This is a genomic window from Pseudoalteromonas sp. L1, assembly GCF_021728095.1.
In the GTDB taxonomy this organism is placed as follows: domain Bacteria; phylum Pseudomonadota; class Gammaproteobacteria; order Enterobacterales; family Alteromonadaceae; genus Pseudoalteromonas.
The window spans coordinates 640,009-655,068 of the sequence record NZ_JAKKCT010000002.1; the positions used below are offsets into that span (position 1 = coordinate 640,009).

The 15,060-nt window shown below is 39.8% G+C and carries 12 protein-coding genes; all 12 read right to left on the minus strand.

The features are described from left to right. Nucleotides 1-7: 7 nt before the first annotated feature. On the minus strand, nucleotides 8-775 hold the full coding sequence (locus L3V38_RS09000; protein ID WP_062567656.1) for a type VI secretion system accessory protein TagJ: 768 nt from the start codon (nucleotides 773-775) through the stop codon (nucleotides 8-10). 2 nt (nucleotides 776-777) lie between these two features. Next, nucleotides 778-2,304: a type VI secretion system contractile sheath large subunit gene (gene tssC, locus L3V38_RS09005; protein ID WP_130151807.1), complete on the minus strand. Its 1,527-nt coding sequence runs from the start codon at nucleotides 2,302-2,304 to the stop codon at nucleotides 778-780. A gap of 28 nt (nucleotides 2,305-2,332) precedes the next feature. Beyond that, nucleotides 2,333-3,826 (minus strand): type VI secretion system contractile sheath large subunit, encoded by a 1,494-nt coding sequence (tssC, locus tag L3V38_RS09010; RefSeq protein WP_062567658.1) that lies wholly within the window; start codon nucleotides 3,824-3,826, stop codon nucleotides 2,333-2,335. Beyond that, on the minus strand, nucleotides 3,823-4,326 hold the full coding sequence (gene tssB, locus L3V38_RS09015; protein WP_062567659.1) for a type VI secretion system contractile sheath small subunit: 504 nt from the start codon (nucleotides 4,324-4,326) through the stop codon (nucleotides 3,823-3,825). Before tssB ends, tssC (L3V38_RS09010) begins: the two co-directional genes overlap by 4 nt. A gap of 12 nt (nucleotides 4,327-4,338) precedes the next feature. Next, nucleotides 4,339-5,475 (minus strand): type VI secretion system protein TssA, encoded by a 1,137-nt coding sequence (gene tssA / locus L3V38_RS09020; RefSeq protein WP_237119168.1) that lies wholly within the window; start codon nucleotides 5,473-5,475, stop codon nucleotides 4,339-4,341. 152 nt (nucleotides 5,476-5,627) lie between these two features. Beyond that, nucleotides 5,628-6,419 carry a Stp1/IreP family PP2C-type Ser/Thr phosphatase gene (locus L3V38_RS09025; protein ID WP_130151808.1) on the minus strand — a complete coding sequence of 264 codons (792 nt, stop codon included), beginning with the start codon at nucleotides 6,417-6,419 and terminating at the stop codon, nucleotides 5,628-5,630. After that, entirely contained in the window at nucleotides 6,412-7,140 is a 729-nt protein-coding gene (gene tagF / locus L3V38_RS09030) for a type VI secretion system-associated protein TagF (protein ID WP_237119169.1), read from the minus strand. Before tagF ends, L3V38_RS09025 begins: the two co-directional genes overlap by 8 nt. Continuing rightward, nucleotides 7,122-10,622 (minus strand): type VI secretion system membrane subunit TssM, encoded by a 3,501-nt coding sequence (tssM, locus tag L3V38_RS09035; protein WP_130151810.1) that lies wholly within the window; start codon nucleotides 10,620-10,622, stop codon nucleotides 7,122-7,124. The genes tagF and tssM overlap by 19 nt, the downstream gene beginning before the upstream one ends. Before the next feature lie 10 nt (nucleotides 10,623-10,632). Further along, nucleotides 10,633-11,913, minus strand: coding sequence for a type VI secretion system protein TssL, long form (gene tssL / locus L3V38_RS09040; RefSeq protein WP_130151811.1), 1,281 nt, complete (start codon nucleotides 11,911-11,913; stop codon nucleotides 10,633-10,635). 15 nt (nucleotides 11,914-11,928) lie between these two features. Further along, entirely contained in the window at nucleotides 11,929-13,257 is a 1,329-nt protein-coding gene (tssK, locus tag L3V38_RS09045) for a type VI secretion system baseplate subunit TssK (protein ID WP_237119170.1), read from the minus strand. Nucleotides 13,258-13,272: 15 nt separating this feature from the next. After that, on the minus strand, nucleotides 13,273-13,728 hold the full coding sequence (tssJ, locus tag L3V38_RS09050; protein WP_062567665.1) for a type VI secretion system lipoprotein TssJ: 456 nt from the start codon (nucleotides 13,726-13,728) through the stop codon (nucleotides 13,273-13,275). A 17-nt stretch (nucleotides 13,729-13,745) separates the two neighbouring features. Next, entirely contained in the window at nucleotides 13,746-15,035 is a 1,290-nt protein-coding gene (tagH, locus tag L3V38_RS09055; protein WP_237119171.1) for a type VI secretion system-associated FHA domain protein TagH, read from the minus strand. Nucleotides 15,036-15,060 lie beyond the last annotated feature (25 nt).

Sequence of the window (15,060 nt, forward strand, 5' to 3'; positions counted from 1 at the left end):
ACACTCGTTAAGCGATGAAACGACCAAGGTCAGAAATAAGAATGGCTTCATCATTTGCATAAAACATTTTCATTCCTTTACCTTGAATCAAGTTTTCGCTTAATTCTTGCCATTCAGTCACTTGCCCTAGCTTCTCAAGCTCCGTTTCAGAATACGGGTAAACGAGAGGGATATGAGCTGTACCACTTGGGCCATTTTTGATGATAACTTCAGCGCGCAACCAAATTTGTTCAACAATTGAATCAACAGGTTCGAACTCAAGCTTTTCAATTTCATCAAAGCGAGCTAAATAAAACTCACCATTCGTTCCAAGTATCTCTAAATACGGATTAATCGAATCATCTAGGTCTCGGATGGCAGCTTGTTGATCTTCAACTGTGTTAGTACGAAGCTGCTCAACTTGCGCTGCAATCTCAGTAGCTTTATCAATATCGTTAGCTAGTAAGTTGATGTGCATTTCCAGAAAAGCTTCATCTAGCTCATTTGCATCATGAAATAACTTGGGTGCAGCTTTACCCGCGTAAAAGTCTTGTCTTGCCTGCTCTGCTCTAATCAGGTGTCTTAAATTAACAGCGCCTACAGCAAATTCTGGTGACTTGGTTACCATAAAATCAAGCTGTTTATCTGCCTTTTCTAATTCACCATTTACACATAACAATTCCGTGTAGGCACTTCTGATGTCAAAATTAAGCGGATCATCTTTTAATTTTTCAGCACAATACTCAAGTGCTTCTGTTAATTTTCCGTTTCTGATGAGTGCATGGATCTCTCTCATTTTTATTCCTTTATTTGGTGGTGAGGACTGAGCTCAGTCACTAATTTGATACTCGATATCATTTGATCAAGTTGAAAATGCGGCTGTAGTTGCAAAACTGAAAAATAATGCCCTGGCCTCGATTTATTTTCGGTCACTCTCACTTTTGCATTCGCAAGAGGGTATTTACTACGAATATGCTCCGACGCGGAGTCAGACGCCGTAGTGTAATTATTCACCCACGATTGCAACCCTTGCTCACATGCTTGTGCAGTGCTGTACGAGCCAACACGGTCACGGGCAAGTAATTTTAAATAATGGGCAAACCGTGACACACATAAAATATATTGCAGCATGGATGAGAGGCGCGCATTGACTGTTGAAACTTCACTGTCATAGTACTTAGCCTGTTGCACCGAAGCATTACTATAAAAAACTAAGTGCTCAGTATTCGTCACAGATGATGCAGGGATAAAACCCAGCTCAGAAAATTGTTTTTCTAATTTACTCGTTACAATTAAATCCAGCGGTGGTTTCGCTTCTTTTCTGTAAACATCTGTCGAATAATAGTTTTTCGTAAGCCCTGTGACGATGCCTTTGGAAACCTTACCTGGCTCAATGCCACGAATTTGACCAAACCAGCCACTTTCTGAGTAAGCACGAACAAGCGTTAATACAAACTGATAAGCTGCATTGCCCCAAAGCATTTCGGTTTCAGGGCTGGTTATTCGCTCTTGATAAGCAAAATCTTGGTTGCGAGTGCCATCATTTTTATAAGGGGCACGCGCCAGCACATGGGGTAAAACAAGCCCTACAAAGCGTGAATCTTCCATCTGCCGAAAACTTCGCCATTTAACATATTCAACTTGTTCGAATTGATTATACAAATCGAAGTAATAGCCAAGATCAGCAAAACTATCGGCACCGAATAAGTTTGCCGAAGCTGAACTTATAAAAGGTGAAAAAGAGGCAGCGGCTACTTTAGATATTTCTTTTAACGTATCTATGTCGTTATAAATCGTCCCTTTTGTATATCCATTGGTAATTTCATAATCACCAATAAGCACACCAAATGGCTCTCCACCTGGGCGGTCAAATTCATTTTGATAAATAAGTTGAAAGAAACTACTTTGATCAAAGTCGATCGCTTTATTTACATCACGAGATAACGTAATCCAATCGCAATTAAGTACACGCAACTTCACTTTTTTTTCTTTGTCGTGAAGTTCGGTTTGCCCTACTAACCACCACAAATTACGCCAACTTGCTTCTAAGCGTTGTAATTGTGGGTGATGTAAAATTTGATCTAATTGCTTAGATATAAGTGCGTCTATTTTGACAATGGTATGTTGTAAATATGAACCAACTGATTCTTTGTTCCATATTAATGGTGAATCTGATGAGCCTTCAAGCCATAGCAACAGTGCCTTATAGGTGTCTTTCTCATTGAGAAAACGTTCCAATAAAGCACTGTTATCACAAATATTAGATGCTGTATTGCGATTCAATACAGCATCTGATTCTATGAATGAAAACTCTTCAGAGTTCATTTTGCATCATCCTTAATGCACATAGGTATTAGCCAATCTCAGGGATCTTCGCTACTAATCTTAGTGACGAAGTTAGCTCTTCCATTTGCAACCATGGACGTAACCACGCAACTGCGTTGTACGCACCAGGTTGACCTGGTATTTCTTTTACAGATACTTTTGCATCCGCTAATGGGTAACGCGCACGGATATCTTGACCACCACCCTCAGTCGCATTCACGTATGACAGGATCCAACGGTTTAACCAAGACTCAACGTCTTCTGCTTCCATGAAGCTACCAATTTTATCGCGTGCCATTACTTTTAAGTAATGAGCAAAACGAGATGTTGCCATCAAGTATGGTAGACGTGCTGAAATTGCAGCATTTGCTGTTGCATCTGGCGTTGAGTAAACTTGTGGCTTCTGACAAGATTGGCCACCAAAGAATACCGCATAATCAGTATTCTTATAATGACAAAGCGGTAAGAAACCAAGTTTGCTTAGCTCTGCTTCACGACGGTCAGTAATACCGATTTCAGTTGGACATTTAAGATCCGGATCACCATCATCACTTGTGAAAATATGGGTTGGCAAGCCTTCAACTTTACCACCACCTTCCGCTCCGCGGATAGCTGTACAGAAGCCATACTGAGAGAACGCTTTTGTCATGTTGGTCGCCATTGCGTATGCCGCATTACTCCAACAGTAATCACCGTTATCAGTATTAACAGAACGGCCATCAATCGGATCAACTGTGAACTCTTCGAAATTAAACTCTTCTACTGGCTTAGACGCCGCACCGTAAGGTAAGCGAGATAAGAAGCGTGGCATAGTAAGCGATACAAAGCGAGAATCATCGCTGTCTCTGAACGAGCGCCATTTAGTGTATTCAAGTGACTCAAATACTTTTTCTAGATCTCTAGGCTTTGTTAGCTCTTCCCAGCTGTCAAAACCGAATAAAGAAGGTGATGACGCAGAAATAAACGGACAGAAACCAGCTGCTGCAACATTAGACATTAAGCTTAATGTTTCAACATCTTCTGGGTGATTTGTGAATTCAAAGTCACCAACAATCGTGCCGTAAGGTTCACCACCTGGTGTACCAAACTCTGATTCATAAATCTTTTTAAATGTCTGGCTTTGGTCAAACTCAACCGCTTTACTTAAATCTTTATGAAGTTCTTTTTTCTTCATGTTAAGAACGCGTATTTTAAGCGTTGAGCTGGTCTCTGAGTTCATCACTAAGTGACTTAGACCACGCCATGAACCTTCAAGCTTTTGGAAGTCTTCGTGGTGCATAATGACGCTGAGCTGTTTTGATATTTTTTGATCAATCAGCTGAATGGCTTCATTAAACGTCACTGTCATGTTTTTATTCCATTGCACAGTGCCCTTCAATGCTTCTTCAGTTAGCGTACGTAATAACTCTTCAGCCCTGCTTGCATCAGTTTGTTTTGTTGCGCCAATCGCTTGCGTTAATAACGACGCCGACTCAGTTGTTGCTGTATTTTCTACATCTTGTGCTAACGTTTCGGTGCTCATTTTTCAGACTCCTCAACTTTTAATTCCTTCGCAATAGAGTCAAGACTCGCTGTGTTGCTCAGTACTTCTTCTAACACATTCTCTAACTCTTCAGAGCGGTCAATCTTTGTCATTAAGTCACGTAACTTGTTGCGTGTTTCCATTAGGTTACGTAGTGGTTCAACTTGGTTAACAACAGCCGCAGGCTCAAAGTCATCAATCGTTTTAAAGTTCAGATCAACACTGAATTGTGAGCCATCATCCGTTAAAGTGTTGTCTACATTTAACTGTAGCGAAGGGCTCATTTTCTTTAAAACATCATTGAAATTGTCACGGTCAATTTGAATAAACCGTCTGTCTTTTAATGGCTTTAATACTTCTTTATTGTGGCCAGAAAAATCACCCATTACACCAACAACAAAAGGGAGTTCTTTTTTTACAACTGCGCCTTCAGTTTCTACATCATAGGTAATGTGGACTCGTGGTTTACGAACACGTTTTAATTTGTCGTGGATACTCATTCAAAACTCCTTTTACTCGGTTTCTGTTTCGCTAACTTTGATGCCAGACAGCTTAAAGTATCCAGTCCTAGCATCACTATCGGTTATTAATTCATTTAATAGCTCTGGTAACGACAATTCGCTCCATCGAATAACTTGCTCAATGGTATAAGACATAGGTGAATGTGGTTCTGTCTTTCTAAAGTAGAGAGCTATTTCTTGTAATTTTTTAATTGCGCCTTCACGGCTGGTGATTGCACCATTATCACTTTTGCTGGTGCTCGCAGAAGATGACTCTTGAGACTCATCTTCCTCAGCAATATCTTGTTGTTCTTCTAAAACTTGCTGTTCAAGCGCAGACAGCTTATCTGCACCAAGATGAAGTACAGCATTTAAGCATTGTTCAAGCGCTTGTTTAATATAAGAAGTTGGCTGTGATTGGTTTGTTGCTTTATCAAGTGATGCACTCAGTTGTAAAAACTCTGTCAGCGAATTTTCAATGCCATTCTTTAAATCAACAAAATACTCAACGGGCGTTTCTTGGGCGCCTTTTTCGATGACATCAAAATCAATAGCGCCTTGCGCTATTTTCTTTTCACGTTTTTCGTCACTTAACCTAGAGGTGTCGTAAGCTTGTTGATATTCCCAGAAAGTAAATGGTTCATAGTTATGGCTTTCTGTCAGTGGAATACTTTTAATAGGGATAATTAGCGCCCCTTCACTCGCAACACCATTTAAACCTATTAATGCAGAGACTTTATCGGATATCTCGTCGTCTTCATCCAGTAATGGGTATAATTCATCGAAATGATTTTCGATTAGCTCATGCGCGGCACGAAAAGCAAAGGCTAAGCCTTTGAAACCGTGTACTCTACACATTGCTTCAATGAACCAAGCTAAGTATTCAATATCTTTACTTTCGGTTTTTAACGCATTGCTACATTGGTCAAGTAATGGCAACCAATCACGTGCTATAGATGCAATTCCTTCATCATCAACAAGCGCTAAGCGCTCAGCTGCACGCAACTGATTTCTTAAATCTTTCAGAGAATAATACGTTGATGTTGGAGACACATCTGAGCGAGGTTCAATACCCGCAAAATGCTCTTCTGAGATGGGGGCTATATATTCTTCAAGTGTGAACATTCCATTGCCTTTATTACCTTCCATTTTACACCTAAAAAAGAAACGATATGGTATATTACATTTCTTATTTAAGATTACAAGAGAACATCGCTCTTATAAATACACAATTTCAATTATAACAACCAAAATAAATAATAAAACCATATTTATGATGGAGTTAATAAAAATAACAAAACTTACTTTCTTGACAACATCGGGATAGTCAAATCATCAAGCGTTAACTTTTGATTAGCACAAGAGTTAACCCCTTCATTCTTCACTAAAATAAATGTCACATTATCTTTTGCGCCACGCACAAGCGAAGAGTGAATTAGTGCCATGCCAGAATCAATAATATTTTTTGGTTCTAACGCAAGACTTATCTCTGAGTCGTTCAATTCTCCAGTTAAGCCATCCGAACAGAGCAAAAAAATGTCTTCGCTGCGCAAATCACCTTCTTTAAAATCAACATCAACTTCATCTTGCACACCTACAGCACGTGTTATCACATTCGCTAAAGGGTGATGCCTTGCTTCTGCTTCAGATAAAACACCCTCATCGATAAGGTCATTGACTTGACTGTGGTCCCGAGAGACTTGTGATAAGCCGCCGTTACGGTATAGATAAATGCGACTATCACCCACCCAAAGTACATAGTATTTGTCATCCTTCAAAAGCAAAACAGTGACCGTGCTCCCTGCGGTTTTATTCGATAGGTAGTCAGTGCTGTACTCAAACAACTTTTGGTTTGCTTTTTTTATCGCGTTAATAAGGATGATTGTTGATATGGAAGAAGCTGGTAATGATTCAACTTCATTCTTAATAACATCAACAACCATTTGGCTTGCAAAATCACCCGCCTCATGGCCACCCATACCATCAGCGACAACCCAAATATTAAACTTATTTAGCTCAACATAAGCATCTTCGTTTAACTGCCTTACTGCACCTCGATGAGACACCGCATAACTTGTATAATTTTTATTCACGCTCTCTTACCTGAGTATAATTCCACTCCCAATGCTGCCATCGGCCATCTAGCATTGCTGCAACCTGATTAACAGGCGGTAATCCAGCAGTAATAAATACCACTGGTTTAATGTTTATCGAACCATGTGTCCACCAAACACTGTAATCGCCATACTTACTTGTGAGTAAGCTATGTAAAACGTCCTCTAATGATTCGTCGCCAAGCTCAACCCCTTGAAACTCAAAAGCTATCGCTGATTTATTCTCATCTGGTGAAGTATGCTTACTAAAACGTTTTTTCACCACAGGCGTATTTTGTAATGTACCCAGCACTTTTTTACGCCACACACTTAATTCAACGCTCTCTTCAAGCACTGATAGCACCGCATCTTCGTACTCCAATGAAAGCAAGTTTGAATGTAAAGCCTTCATTGGTAACTGCTGCGTGTCTATCACGACGGTAAACGGGTAATGTCTGCCAACGGCATCAACACTCGGCAGTAATGTGCCTACTTTTCTATCCTCAGTGACAACATTTTCACATAATGCAAAATGCCATACAGGACTGGTCAAGTATCGCTCCTGCCACTGTGAACCGAGCTGTTCTTTGCTTACAGCAATAGCAGCTTGTAACCAATGTTCCCAATGCTCACTAAATTGCTGACAAATGCCATCTTGGACAAAGTCGCCCAGAAAGGGGACCTTACCCAAGTAGCCTAACTTTAAAGCCTGGTCGGACATGAAAAACTCTCTATACTTGCGTTCCAGAATGGATGTCTAATCGATTTCGGCAGTAACTCAACCGTCGCATTATTTCCTTGCAATGAAAATTGCAGCTGCAAATCCTTTTCTGTCTGTGCTCTTTTCGCCTGTAAGTCGTCTAGCATACGATACAAAGACCATTCACCTTCGTAACTGGCATTAATAGTGCGTCCTCCATATGGTGGAGTAAACACAATACGCGTTTTATTTTGAGCGACATCACCAGGCCAAACGATGCTTTTAACTTTAGGTGGACCATGACGATAAATCATTGATTGGCCATCTATTTCTAGCATGAAACTGGAAACTGTTTGATCTAACTTTAATGGTTTTAAACCAAATTCAATGCGCGGTGTTTTGCTGTTACCATCAAAAAATACTTCGCGAATTTTGGCGGCTTTTTCAAACATTTCTAATGCTGACTTGCTTACACCGATATTCTTTTCGAATCGCCAAGGACTCTTACTGGTGTCGACACTTGGTGCAATATAAGTATTAAAAAAGCTATCGATTGTGCCATCTGGGCCAAAAAAGTCTGAGAAATCTTTAAGATTTACCTCTTTAGATGAAGTTGAAACAAACGGATAACGACCGACAATTGCATCGTTGTACTCGCGTAATACAGTACTTTTCCATATTTCATTCAAGTGACGATTTGCACTGCTTCTGGTGATATTTGATGTATCTTGACTGATATTCAATAACCAGTTGTTCGCAGGATAAGGTAACCCTTTACTCTGGAACTCTAATTGACTAAGAAACTCAGGCTTACTCTTACCACTTAATTGATTTTTTACAGATGATTTTAGTAACCCGCCTCTATCAAGTTGATTTAAATAAATATTTAACTCTCTTAAACTTGCTTGAATCTGTTCAAGTTGCTGCTCATCAATTTCTAAAATATCACTAAAAGCTTCTTCAACCTGATAACCCGGAAGCTTTATATCAAACTGTGGTGCTTCATTTGGCAAATAGCGCTTAAGTCTATTAGCCTTAGTATGCATTGCAACTTCAGCAGCGTTCGCCGCAACCTTACCGGCTGCTTTTTGATTTTCTGAGATAGGTAGCTTAGTTAAACGCACATTCTTTTGTACTGTGGTAATGATATTTTTTATTGGGGTTTCTGGACCCGCTAACACATCAGTAACTCTGACGCCTTCATTAGGCGAGTTAAACTCATTTAGCGTAAGCTCATTAATAAACGAGCGCCAATAATAGATGTAATCTTGGAAATATTTCTGTTCAAGCTTTTTCTCTATATCTGCTTTCGAAATATCATAGGTCCCTGACGCTTCTTCACCATAAACCCAGCTACTTGCCATCAAATTACCCAACATCTTACTTTTCTCGACATTGAAGATGCCATGATAGCCATTATAGGTGTAAAGGCCTGGAATACTTTTCATGATTGATTCTGAGTTTTGGAAGCTAAACTGTTTCGCACTTTCATAGCTGATGATATCAGTTAATTTGAAAGGCGGAATGCTGCTGTCGATAAAGTCAGCTTGTAACCTTTGATAAGCACGTTCAGCAATAGGTAATTTAGTTAACTCCGCTCGCGCTAATCGTACGGCTTGATGATCAATTTCTGATTCTGAGAAACCATGCTCTAACAATGCTTTTGTGTGCTCAAATAATTCAGCACGCGTTTGGAAATTAACATCACCTGGTAAGTTTCTCTCGTAATAGGCACTAAACCAAGCAAGCACATCTTCATTATTGTAATGCTCAGGTTCAAAGAACATTAAATAACAACGTAAGGTTTCGTAGAGATAACTTAAATAATCAGCCTGCTCTGTCATCTCAGAGGTCAGCGCATTTAATAAGTAAGGCTCTAAGTATGTTTTTAATGAACGTATATATGCTTTCTGTGAAGCCTCTGTAAGAGGTTCTACTTTACTAAAGCCATACGCTTCAAAATCATCGGCTTCTAACTGATTAACAGGGAAATTTTTAAGCATATTAAAGCGCTGATTTAGCACAATTAAATTCGCTTTATCGACCGTATTTTGATCAAGAGCTTGATACTCACTGAGCGCATTATCGGTTTTACCGATAAGCTCATTATTCCACGAAAAGCTCACATACCATGAAATACTCAAGCCTAATAAAACGACACTCGTTACGGCCAAGCAAGATATACGTAGCCACTTGTTCTGTTTCTCATGGTGTTTGTTAGTGCTTGCTAAGTTTTGCTCAGGAAAAATGACTTTTTCTAATAAGCGTTTAATAAAGAAACTTCTTGTCTGATTGATATAATCTTTCTTTACCGAACTTTGCTCGTTTAACAGGTTTGAAGGTACGCCTTCTTGAGTCGAACTTGTTAAATAAACACCGCGGAATATTGGCAGACTTTCGTATGCATTAGGTGTGAAAATTTCTTTTAAGAATGAGTAACCTACATTTTGTAAAACACGAAGCTGTTTAGGAAACTCAAAGATCTTCGATCTATTCGTTAGATCATGTTCATTGATCAAACGTCGATTAAGTAATGTTGTTAAATTAGAGATAAGCGCGTGAAACTCTTTATTAAATGCATCCATTTGATTGTCAGAGTTAGCATCAAGTTCGAAGGTAACACCCCAAACCTGCTCACACTCTTCATCGCTGAGTTCACAAAAGAATTCTCTAAACCCTTCAATTAGGTCAACTTTTGATAAAATAACATACACGGGAAATGTCATTCCAAGTTGACTTTGTAGCTCTTGTAAGCGCTGTTTAATGGCGCGTGCGTGTAAGTTTCTCTCTGTTTTTGTTTGGTTCATTAATTCAGAGATGCCCATACTAATAACCACACCATTGATGGGTCTTTTCGGGCGGTACTTTCTTAATAAGCCTAAAAATCCTTGCCACGCTTTCGCATCATGTAGAGCATGACTATTTTGTGTTGTATAGCGCCCTGCTGTGTCAATAATCACGGCTTTGTTGGTGAACCACCAGTCACAGTTTCGCGTTCCGCCAACACCATGCACTAAATCAGTGCCAAGCTTATCTTTTAATGGAAAATCAAGACCTGAGTTATTGATGATATTTGTTTTACCGGCACCTGGAGGGCCAATCATGATATACCAAGGCAATTGGTAGATGTTTCGCCCATTGAATAACTTAGCATTCTTAAGTAATTCAATCGCCTCAACCATACGTGCTTTTAATGTTTTGATCTCCTCTTGGATTTCATCACCAGCACCTTCATCAACCTCAATTAGTTCTTCGGCCATGCTTTCGTTGCGTTTATTTTGCTTTCTTAGATGCAATAGCTTGGTTAAGGTATAAATTAATAGAATAGCGAGTATCAGAATCGCGCGTGCCGCAACACTTGCCAAAGGAGTGTAATCAGCAATAGAGATCAATGGACCGCCAAACCAGATCAATAAGAAGAGCGCTATAAAGCCAATTACAATCATAACTTTACGAGAGGTAAGCGCGTACATAGCACGCTTGCACTTTTGAATAAAACTCATTGCAACTCCATTAAAAAAGTAAGTCGATTTCAATTCTGCGATTCAATGCTTTCTGATTTGAATCGGCATTACTCACCAAGGGCTCCGCAGAACCTCTTCCTTCTGGCCATAACCTACCCATTAAGCCTGTATTTTTGGCCATAGAGTTTGCAACTTGCGTTGCTCTTGCTAATGACAGATGCCAATTTGAGGGGTACTGGTTGGTACTTATTGGACTGTCATCAGTGTGACCTGTTATTAAAATTTTACCTTTTGTGCCCTCAAGGCTTAGCGCAAGCTTTTCTAATATTGGTTGGAATGAAGGACGTAACGACGCTTCACCAACATTAAAGAGGCTTTCGTTATTAATGGTAATTCTAATTCGATCCGATTGACGCTCGATACTAACTACACCACGTTGTATTTCGGTGTGCATTAACTGCGTTAGTAGATCAAGCTGTGTATCTTTCGTGTCTTCGGTTTGTGAAGATGAAATAGGATGTACTAAATTTAAATTATCCGTTGTCGTCGCCACTTTTTCATTCAAACGCATATTAAAAAATAAATACACGGCCAATGTGAGTAGGGTCAAAACAGATACAACGACCCAAAGTGGGATCTGGTTTCTTAACTCCATACCGGCTGCAACACGGCTCTTCCAAGACGGAGTTAGGTATTTACTTTGAGGTCCATCTAGTTGATTTAAAATGTGATATACGCGATTTCGATAATCATCTATCTTACTATCGCCGCCGGTATCAACCCGATACTTACCTTTAAAACCTAAATTTAGACAGTGGTACTGTAGTTCTAAAAATTCTTTGTTTGCTTCAGGGTGTAGCAAGGCATCATCTAGCAGAGTGAAAAAGTATTCTCCGCCAAACGTCTCTTTGTGGAATGTTGATAGTAAACTTTCTTCAGCCCACTCCAGTGAGCTCCACTTAGCATTTAACGCAGCTTCATCCAGTGCAGCACACAAACAATAGCGGGCATTATTTATCACTGACAAATCGATAGATTTGGCACGCAAAGTACTTTCAAAACGTTTAATCGACTCAATGGCTCGGTGCTTCAAGGCCGCTAAATTTTCAACTTCCGAAGATTGGTTGATGAAAATCACTAAAGAAAAACAGTCATTAGCAGCTTCAAGCAAGCCATTTTTGAATATTGAAATATTATTTAAAGGTGCACTTCCACTTTCAGATTGACTCAACGATACGACTGTTTTGTCTGAATGCGATTTTGAAGTATTTGCATCCTCCATGCCTCGGCTCAAACGGCCTGGACGTGGTTTAATTATTGTTTCATCCATTGAAACTTCCCTCTGTTAGCTTCTAATAGCCCATAAAACCAAGTTAAGATCCGGATAGTTACCGGACAAGTGAATTGCAATCCCACCGCTTGATTTTAGCTTATTCCAATGTTCACTTTGTTTGTTCAGTTCAAAGTAATGATAGCCCGCATGATACGGAACCTGACGCGGTGCTGTTGGCAGACTATTAATCGAAATCCCTGGTATTTGGTTATTTACCAAGTCACGAATAGTCTCCACACTACCTATCTTAATTTGTGAAGGTAGTAGTTTACGTAATTCTTCATGCGGCACACTGGCTTTAACTGCAAGCACAAACTGAGACGAATCAAGAATACTTTTATCTTTTAAGGCGCCAAAAGAAATACCAAACTTGCTTTGTTCAAGCTTAATTTCGGTTGCAGTTTGTTCAATAACTTGACTCAGAGATTGATACAAGAAGCTTACAACCTCAGAAAAGACGAACTGTAAATTTGCATGATCATACTTAGGCAAGACGGGCACACGCTTATTGGCCGCACTAAATGTCGCAAGTTCGCCAGCCATCTCAATTAAGCGCGTGTAAAATGCTCTCGGATGAACGTGAGAATGACTTAATAAGCTTTCAAAAACAGCGTCGTATTTGTTAAGTGTTTGAAGCATGATGAAATCAGCCACAGACGCACTGCCAGCATACCCTTGACATAATCTTCCAGAGATACTTTCAGCGCGCTGTTTTATCAAACTGCCAATCTCTCTTACAAGTCCAATTAACGCTTTACAATGAGTAACTTGCAAGCATGGCGGAACGTATTTAGAGTCAAGCTTAATCGCCCCCTCGTTCGTTACTTCACTAATACGCGCAAGGGGCAATGTTACATAACCGGCTGTATCATCAGACATTAACATTAGTTTGCTATGAAGCTGTGCCACCTGAATAACTTCTTGCGCTTGAGAACCTAAGTTATCATCACTAATCGATAAATCGGCAATTCGGTATCGTGTAACTAGCTCATCTTCTTCAGTCGCTAAATTTATACCACTGCTTTTCAACGCTGGAACAGCTAAACATACAATTTCATTGTAGGTATTTTTTGGCACCACAAGCGGAGCAGGCAGCTGCTCATTACTTGGCATGTTAATTGGACACAAATCAGAGGTAACAGCCGTTAGACTATCAACAGCGAACTGCCCTGTTACCAATAAGCCTGTGTCAATATCGATATCAACAACACCCCACGAGTCAGCAACATTCGCTTCTATAATTTTCCTAATCGTGCTGAAGGTATGCTTGTCTGCTTGCTGGAAATGTTGGGGCCTTAAAAACATGCCCTCTGTCCATGCGACCCGCGTGTAATCACTCATTTTAATTCCTTTTAATCATCTCATGTAAGTCGCTAGCGACTCTACATTCACATCGATATCGTCATAACCTGTTGGATCTACTTCAATAACTGAACGCCAACGTGCTTTTTCAATATCTCTGTACGCCAATACAACACCAATGAATCGTGTGTTTCTATTTAAGCTCATTTTATACTCGAGCTTAGACCCTGGCTGTAACTCTAACTCATCCTTCTTTAGGAGGTCAGGTCCTAAAATTTCTTCTGGTGTATCATAAAGACTAAAAAAGTCTTGCGTATCAAAAATAGTTCGCGAACTAAGTTCAAACACTTTTAAAACTACAGGAGAAGGACGTCCTGAAATATCAGGGTTTACGTCAGCGGCAACATTAATATTTAGATCAGTTGACGGTGGTACAAATTTATTAACCGTTGAGCAGCCAACTAAAAAAACTAATAGAGCTCCAGCAAAAGTAAGTTTGGACTTTAACATGCTTTTATTCCCTTATATCACGCTTTACTGTGATTATTGTAAGCTCGCAAAAATTCTTCAGATAATGCTAATACACCTTTTGTTTCAACATCTTCAATAATTTCAGCGTGTAATTTTTGATATATATCCCAACTCGATGAGTCAGAATAAGTTGGTAAGTAATTTAAGATACTCTCTTTGTTACGCACTTGCTGCTTGATACCATCAGGAGATAATTGCTCTAATGCACCAGAAAGCGCGCCGGTGGCACCTGCTAACAGCCCTTTTTCATGAGCTTTGGTGTCGATAAAGCTCTCTTGAACGGCTTTATTTGCCTGTAAGTAGCTTGAACTTTTACGAATAAATAAGTTTTGAATAGCATCATCAAGCGTAGCAGAGAACTTCAAAGGGTTATTTTGTTCAACCTGAAATGTCGTGTGATTCAACTTGAGTTGATTTTTCAGTAATGAACGTTGACGAATTAAATCCATAGAGCCAACTAAAAAGTGTCTCAAGCTCTCGCCCATTTGTGCCCAAACACGTTCATCGTTTAATTCATTCGCAAGTTCACTATTCACTCCCAAGCCCTCTAAAAAAGCAGCAACTAAAGGCGAATCACCATTGCCAGTAACAGGTTTAGGTGCTTTAGCAGGTTGAGTAGCGCGAGGCTGAGCTGGCTTTTGTTGAACTTGCACAGGCGGTTCAGTAACAGGTGGACTAGCCAAATGTTGACTACTTTCACTTGCTACTTCATTACTTGAACCCATAAACGCTATTTCATCCCAGTCTTCAGGGATTGGTTGGCTTAATGGGCTACTGTTAACAGGCTCTGAAATAGGTGCTTGCGGTTGCTGGAAAGAAGGCGCAATCATCGCTTCATCCATGCCATTAGTAAATTCATTATTTAACGACGAATTAGCCACGTCATTATTCTGGTTATAGTTCTCTACTGACGGATTGGGCTGACTAAAGGCTGCAGCTGATTGATGTGAACTTTGCTTTTGAAGCTGATTAGACAACTTAGCTTCAATTTGAAAATCACCAATGGATAGTACGTCACCATCCGATAGCAAATGTTTATTTTCCTTACCCAGCGGTGAAACAGAATAGTTGATAAATAAACCATTCGTAGAGTAATCATAAACGTAGAAGCCATCTGCTTCTTTGACAACTTTACCGTGTTGACCAGAGATGACCTTTTCAGGATCAGGTAGATGCCAATCACATTGATCAGAGCGGCCAAAAGTTAATTCCTGTTCTACTGTTTTTGTAGCCTCAATCTCAGGTGAAAGTCTATGATAGCTGGTAACATTTAAAACCACTTCCATTTGATTGTTAGTCCCATAAATCTAA

Coding starts and splice junctions, on each gene's coding strand:
- L3V38_RS09000 (WP_062567656.1), bottom strand. CDS start 775: ATGAGAGAGATCCATGCACTCATCAGAAACGGAAAATTAACAGAAGCA.
- tssC (WP_130151807.1), bottom strand. CDS start 2,304: ATGAACTCTGAAGAGTTTTCATTCATAGAATCAGATGCTGTATTGAAT.
- tssC (WP_062567658.1), bottom strand. CDS start 3,826: ATGAGCACCGAAACGTTAGCACAAGATGTAGAAAATACAGCAACAACT.
- tssB (WP_062567659.1), bottom strand. CDS start 4,326: ATGAGTATCCACGACAAATTAAAACGTGTTCGTAAACCACGAGTCCAC.
- tssA (WP_237119168.1), bottom strand. CDS start 5,475: ATGGAAGGTAATAAAGGCAATGGAATGTTCACACTTGAAGAATATATA.
- tagF (WP_237119169.1), bottom strand. CDS start 7,140: ATGTCCGACCAGGCTTTAAAGTTAGGCTACTTGGGTAAGGTCCCCTTT.
- tssM (WP_130151810.1), bottom strand. CDS start 10,622: ATGAGTTTTATTCAAAAGTGCAAGCGTGCTATGTACGCGCTTACCTCT.
- tssL (WP_130151811.1), bottom strand. CDS start 11,913: ATGGATGAAACAATAATTAAACCACGTCCAGGCCGTTTGAGCCGAGGC.
- tssK (WP_237119170.1), bottom strand. CDS start 13,257: ATGAGTGATTACACGCGGGTCGCATGGACAGAGGGCATGTTTTTAAGG.
- tssJ (WP_062567665.1), bottom strand. CDS start 13,728: ATGTTAAAGTCCAAACTTACTTTTGCTGGAGCTCTATTAGTTTTTTTA.
- tagH (WP_237119171.1), bottom strand. CDS start 15,035: ATGGAAGTGGTTTTAAATGTTACCAGCTATCATAGACTTTCACCTGAG.